This window comes from Microcoleus sp. Pol17C6, from assembly GCF_036701145.1.
In the GTDB taxonomy this organism is placed as follows: Bacteria; Cyanobacteriota; Cyanobacteriia; order Cyanobacteriales; family Microcoleaceae; genus Microcoleus.
Map to the genome: position 1 here is coordinate 1 of NZ_JAUBQH010000117.1, position 6073 is coordinate 6073.

Annotated in this window: 4 protein-coding genes; all 4 read right to left on the bottom strand. The window is 45.0% G+C overall.

Translation table 11 applies throughout. The features are described from left to right. Positions 1-10 precede the first annotated feature (10 nt). Complete coding sequence (locus QUA25_RS28385) at positions 11-2971, bottom strand: DUF4347 domain-containing protein (RefSeq protein ID WP_333043014.1); 2961 nt, start codon at positions 2969-2971, stop codon at positions 11-13. 298 nt (positions 2972-3269) lie between these two features. Further along, positions 3270-3413, bottom strand: a complete 144-nt coding sequence (locus tag QUA25_RS28390) for a hypothetical protein (protein WP_333043015.1) — start codon at positions 3411-3413, stop codon at positions 3270-3272. 535 nt (positions 3414-3948) lie between these two features. Next, positions 3949-4902 (bottom strand): ABC transporter ATP-binding protein, encoded by a 954-nt coding sequence (locus tag QUA25_RS28395; protein ID WP_333043016.1) that lies wholly within the window; start codon positions 4900-4902, stop codon positions 3949-3951. 125 nt (positions 4903-5027) lie between these two features. Next, positions 5028-5801 (bottom strand): ABC transporter permease, encoded by a 774-nt coding sequence (locus tag QUA25_RS28400; protein ID WP_333043017.1) that lies wholly within the window; start codon positions 5799-5801, stop codon positions 5028-5030. Between the last annotated feature and the right edge of the window lie 272 nt (positions 5802-6073).

A 6073-nucleotide genomic window follows, 5' to 3' on the forward strand; every position in this document is an offset into this window, starting at 1 on the left:
AGGTTTCATCCTATTTTACCTTTTTTGGTCTACCCCCTTGACAATTTGCACTTTTTCTTAACTTGTCACAAATGACTGCAGGTAATGTCGCAAATAAGCTGGGGGTGGCGATGTTCCTGACGGTGTAGGTGGCAGTTTGGCCGTCTTCATCGGCCGCGCCGGGGTTAAAGGTAGCCCAACCAGTTAGTGTTTGCGCCCCGCTGTCTTCGTTGACGGAGGCTGGGCTGGTGGCTGTGAAGCTGGGTTGTTCGTTGACACCGTTAACGGTGATGGTGAAGGTTTGGGCCGTCGAGGTATCGACGCCGGGGGTGCCGCCGCTGTCTTGGACTCGCACGTCAAAGGTGGAGGTGCCAAAGGCGTTGGCGGCGGGGGTGTAGGTGAGGTTGCCAGTGGCGTTGTTTATAGTGGGCGCGGCGGAGAATAAAGCGCCGTTGCTGATGTTGCTTACAGTGTAGGTGGGAGTTTGGGTGGCTTCGTTGGCTGCGCCGGGGTTGAAGGTAGCCCAAGTCGTTAATGTTTGCGCTCCGCTGTCTTCGTTAACTGCGCTTGGGCTGGTGGCCGTGAAGCTGGGTTGGTCATTGACGGGGTTAACGGTGATGGTGAAGGTTTGGGTAGTCGAGGTATCGACGCCGGGGGTGCCGCCGCTGTCTTGGACTCTTACATCGAAGGTGGATGTGCCGAAGGCGTTGGCGGCGGGGGTGTAGGTGAGGTTGCCAGTGGCGCTGTTTATAGTGGGCGCGGCGGAGAATAAAGCGCCGTTGCTGATGTTGCTGACGGTGTAGGTGGCTGTTTGGCCGGCTTCGTTGACAGCGCCGGGGTTGAAGGTAGCCCAAGTCGTTAATGTTTGCGCGCCGCTGTCTTCGTTGACGGAGGCTGGGCTGGTAGCGGTGAAGCTGGGTTGGTCGTTGACGGGGTTGACAGTGACATCAAACGATTTAGTTACAGTGCCACTATCGGCATCTGTGACGGTGACGCTGATGTTAGCCGTGCCATTGGCGTTAGCTATGGGAGTGTATTGGAGGGTGGCCGTGCCATCATTATTATTAGTAATAGTTGGCGTACCAGTTAAGGCAGTGTTAGTAGAAGTCGCTGTGAGAGTCAGAGCGTTGGTTGCGGTTTCTAAATCGCTAATGCCTGTGATAGTGATGGTTTGTAGGCCTGTATCTTCATTAATTGCGGCTGGGTTAGTAATGGTGGCGAGGAGGGGTACATCGTTAACTTTTGATGCTAATGTGTAGTAGCCATCATTGAGCAATCCCAGATTAACATTATTGAAAGTTACTTGGTCGCCAGTAATAGTAAAAGTAGTGCTAATAGTGGAAGTGGCATTGTTAACGTAAGCGAAATTTCCTGTTGTTGCAGAGCGATACAATAAATGATATTTCCCCGTAGGAGTACCACTTAATCCTGAGTCAGAAAAATCGAAGGTGAGGTTGGCTGTTCCACCATTATTATTGATGTCTGTTTTATCGAGATACCACACGCGAGACAAACGGTTACTTGCTGTAGCGCTGGGAAGGTCTGTTGTCACATTGGTAGCATTGGCTGTTTCTATTTGCCCTGCAATGAGGTAGTCGCCGTTGTCTTTTAGGAATGTGCCATTATCAATGATTAAACCGCCTTTGGTGTTGCCAGAAGTGTTGCTGCCGCTGACTTCTTGGCCAATTCCTGCTACATTCGAGTCGTAGTTGCCGTTGGCTGCTGTATCACCTATATATTTATCATTACTGATGGCGATGTTATATTTGGCAGCCAGATAGTTATCAATTAGAGTACGCTCCGCGCCGTTCAAGGATTTACTGTAGATCCCGACTTCAGCAATATCTCCTTGAAAATAGTTGATATTTGTTTGGAGTGATCCCAAAACAATCCTTGATGGAGCGGTGAGTGAGTTTGTGCCCCCTATAGTATTTCCTGTGGATGTACCGTCTACGAATTGGCTAAATGCTCCACTGGTAACAACTCTTTGAAAGTTAGCGATATGTCCGTTACCATCGTTAAATCCTGAACTGGAGTTAAGCGTCCTATCAGGATTGCCTATTCCTGTGGCAAGTTGACCTGCTATTAAGCTTAGACCCAAATCATCTGTTACACCCGGAACCTCTGCGTCTACTAGCCCAGCTCCTAGATACCATGGAGTGCCACTACCTGCCGATTGTGTAGTCCTAAAAACTGCAATGATCGAAAAGTCATTTTGTATTATACGGTTAAATGCAAGTTGGTCATTGCTTCCGTCAAAGCGAACGACAGGCTGACCATTAAGTACGTTAGTTATATAGGTTGGTTGGTTGGCAGCATTGTTTTGCGTGGCATTGATGCTATTGCCAGAGTTGTCTGCCCATATGCCAATAGGGGCACCATTAGCCGCAGTGGTGATGGCATTTGCTTTGAGCCATAATTTCAAATTAGAAGTGCCAGTGGTATCGCCTACCCCTCCAGGACCATCACCTAAAACACCACTATAAGCGGCTGTGACTGCGGGAGAAAATGCTAAAGTTGCTTGAATTTTGCCGACGATAAATTCTAAGTTCCAGTCTCCTCCTAATTTGTCATTACCTGTTGGAGTAGTGGATGCTGCAATGTTGGCTTTAGTTAATTGACTGAGGCGTTTAACGAAGGCTTTTCCTCGCTCTGTTTGAGCAATATTACACCCGTATAAAAGTATATCTGAATTATTATTTACTTTAAGAGATTCGCTCCATTGTTTTATGGTATCTGCGTGAGTTTTTAGGGTTGTTTGGTTGAGGGGTGAGTTACCAAAAAATATGGTGCCGTCACTACCGTGAGAAACTATATGAATTGCCGCAATATTTTTTTTGTTAGCTAAGGCCTGAGTAATTTGTTCGATGCCACTCAAATTGCGATCTAAAACAACAATCTGAGTGGCATCGAGGTTTTGAATTAGGCTTTGATAATCTTGTACAGAAGAGTCAACGAAAATAATTTGCTTGTTCATAGTTGGTAAGTTCATAGTTGCTGAAATCCTTTTTTATATTGATCGTTTACATCCAAGTCCGGCAGGGTTAAAACCGACGCTGCGCTTAAGTCCTCGATATGAGGACTTAATAATTTATTAGTCCTATTGATCAAATCAATCGGGCGGTAAAATTGTTGGTCCCTTCCGCTGGAGCATTAAATAGCCTGGAAACATCAAAGGCGTTGCACCGAATCAGTAGCTCAATGCTGTCCATAATCCAAGCGAGGTGTCTGAGACAGCAGATCACTTTGGCTTCGGGAAATAGTTGCAGAATTAATGACGATTTGCTGCCTCACAGGGGATTGGTGTCGAATATCACTTCCTTATAAGCTTGCGGGTGGTAATAAGCTGAAAAGATGCTCATAATCCGTACCCGTTTTTGTTCAGAGGAAATGAACACGGAAAACTCATTATCTTCGCTCATGGCTTCCAACATTCGATCAACTCAACCCCCGACGGGAGAGGTCATGGCGGCGTGAAATCGCGGATTTTGCCGGAGTAATGCTGCCAGTAAAGTAGAGCTCGATCGGAGTAGTCCTGTGATATGAATCGGGCTTTCACTGACCTCGCGTGGGAAGGGGTTTACATAACTTCAATGCCACTTAAACATACCATACTAAAGACATATCTTTTATAGCATCTTTTTATTTAACAATACTGCGGACAGTTTTTGCAACCAGACTACAAGCTTTACAGCACAAGGATCATAAATAAAGTCCAATTAAATGCAACTCCGGGTAGAGCTGACATTGATTTAATTATCCACAGGGGCTGCGAAGTCCTACAGAATAAGCCCTTGGCTCATATAAAAACTGTCCGGAGTATTGATTTAACAGTTCGCAACACAACATCCAGGTTTACGAGATATTTACAATCTAGACATCGTGGGTTGACTTTTTCTATCTCTATAATTGCTTCCGGCCTCTGCCTTTATAAGCCGAAAAAGTTGGCTCTTTGCCATGATTACAGAATTAGTTTGGAACTTTGACCGCATATGGTGGGGGATATACGCAGATGGATGCAGATTCGGATACAGTTTGTTTAGTCACTTCTACATAAATATGTTCTAATCGCACCGGATATCGAGCGATTGAATCAATAGAAATCCCGTCGAACAGCAAAATAATTTCTTTTAATTCTAAACGTTCCGGCAGCCAAAAAGCCAAATCGCTACCGTAGCGGCGGGGGATGAAACTGTATTGTTTAGCGCGGGCAATTACTTCAGCTTCTTCGTCGGTTTTTACCACGATAATTTCTTGAGCCGGAATCAGTTTTTGCAACTCCTCCAAACTGCCCTCCGCCACAATACTGCCCTTCTTTAAAATCCCAATTCTGTGACACAGCCGCTCAGCTTCATCCAACAAGTGAGTTGTCAGCAAAATTGTAATTCCTTCCGATTGCAATCGCTGAATTAACTCCCAAATTTCATAGCGAGCCTCAATATCTAAACCGGTTGTCGGTTCATCTAAAATTACTAATTTAGGCTGGTGTACCAAAGCCACCGCAATATTCAAACGGCGCTGCATTCCTCCGCTCAAAGTTTCTACTGGGCTTGTAGCTCTATCTGTCAAATTTACTGCTTTCAAACAGTGTCTTACTTGATAGCGCCGCTGTTTGCGCTCTAAACCATAAATTTGAGCAAAAAAATTGAGGTTTTCTTCGCAGCTAAGGCTTTTGTAAAGCAAATTTTCTTGAGGCGCTACACCGATTAAGGATTTTGTAGAGTCAGAAACAGGTTCGCCATTAATAGAAACTTTGCCGCTGTCGGCATTTAGCAAATTACATAAAATATTGATAGCTGTAGTTTTGCCCGCCCCGTTTGGCCCCAGCAAACCGTAAATTTCTCCCGATTGAATGTGCAGTGTTAAATCTTTAAGCACTGAACGCTCGCCATAGGACTTATTTAGCTTTTCTATTTGCAGCACTGCTTTAATTCTCCGTATTATTTGATATATTTACGCTTGTTTCTGAACGATTAAACCGCAGAGAGCGCAGAGGGCGCAGAGTCAGAGAAGAGAGAGATGAATAATTAGGACATAATGAGATAGTTTTAAAGTCTTCTTTCTACTCTCAGCATCCTGCGGTAAGAAAGCCATCCACCTGCAATCATGGCAATAGAAAATATGAATAAATACCAGAAGTGTTCGGAAATATCAGCCAAATCTTTGCCGTCAGCCCACACGCCCATCAGCGCTTCGTTCATGTGATAAATTGGATTGTACTGGGCGAGTTCCAGCAGACTTTTGGGAAACAGCGAAGTCGGCAAAAATGCGCCTCCTAAAATCAACAAGGGGACGCCGAAAGCTGCTACTAGGGAGTTGACATCTTCAGTGCGCCTCGCAAACTGGGTGCCGAGAATAAAGCCTACACCTACATAAGATACAATACTGAGCAGAATAATCGCAGCTCCTAACAGGATAGAGCCTTGAAATTGTGCTCCTAAAAAAGAGGCGATCGTGTATACTAAAATTACCTGACCGATGCCGATGCAACTGTGAGCCAGGAAAATTCCTAAAAAGTAGGAAGTGCCGCTCAGCGGGGAAATAAATAAGCGTTTGAGGGTATGCTGTTCTCGCTCTGCTACGACTGTTGCTACGCTACCACCGAGACAGCTAAAAAATAAAGCCGCTCCTACTAAGCTTGCAGGTGCAGCAACTTCAAAGGCCTTTGCTGTGCTGAGGTTAGCGCGTTCTTTTAAAATTAAACCGTTAATAAACAAGATAGAAACTGGAAAAATACTCCACAATACTAAGCTGCGTCGCCGCCTCCCCAATTCAATTAAAATTCGCTGTGCTACTGCGAGCGTTTCGTACCTGTATTTCATAAGAAATTTATTAGTATTGTGAGAATGGGGAATTGGCGATCGCACCACCGGATATCATACCATAGAGGTGCAAATAACTTTAACTCTCAATAAAAAACCCGCCGGCGCGGGTTTTGTGATTTTAGGGGGGATAGGTTTTAACACCAGTAAAAAAAAGCATGGAACTGTAACAAATTCCAAATCCATATCTAATCAGTTAGAGAGTCCCACAGAATGAATGATCCTATAATAACAGAAAGATAACTTCAGTGTGCAGCCTATCTTATGTCTCT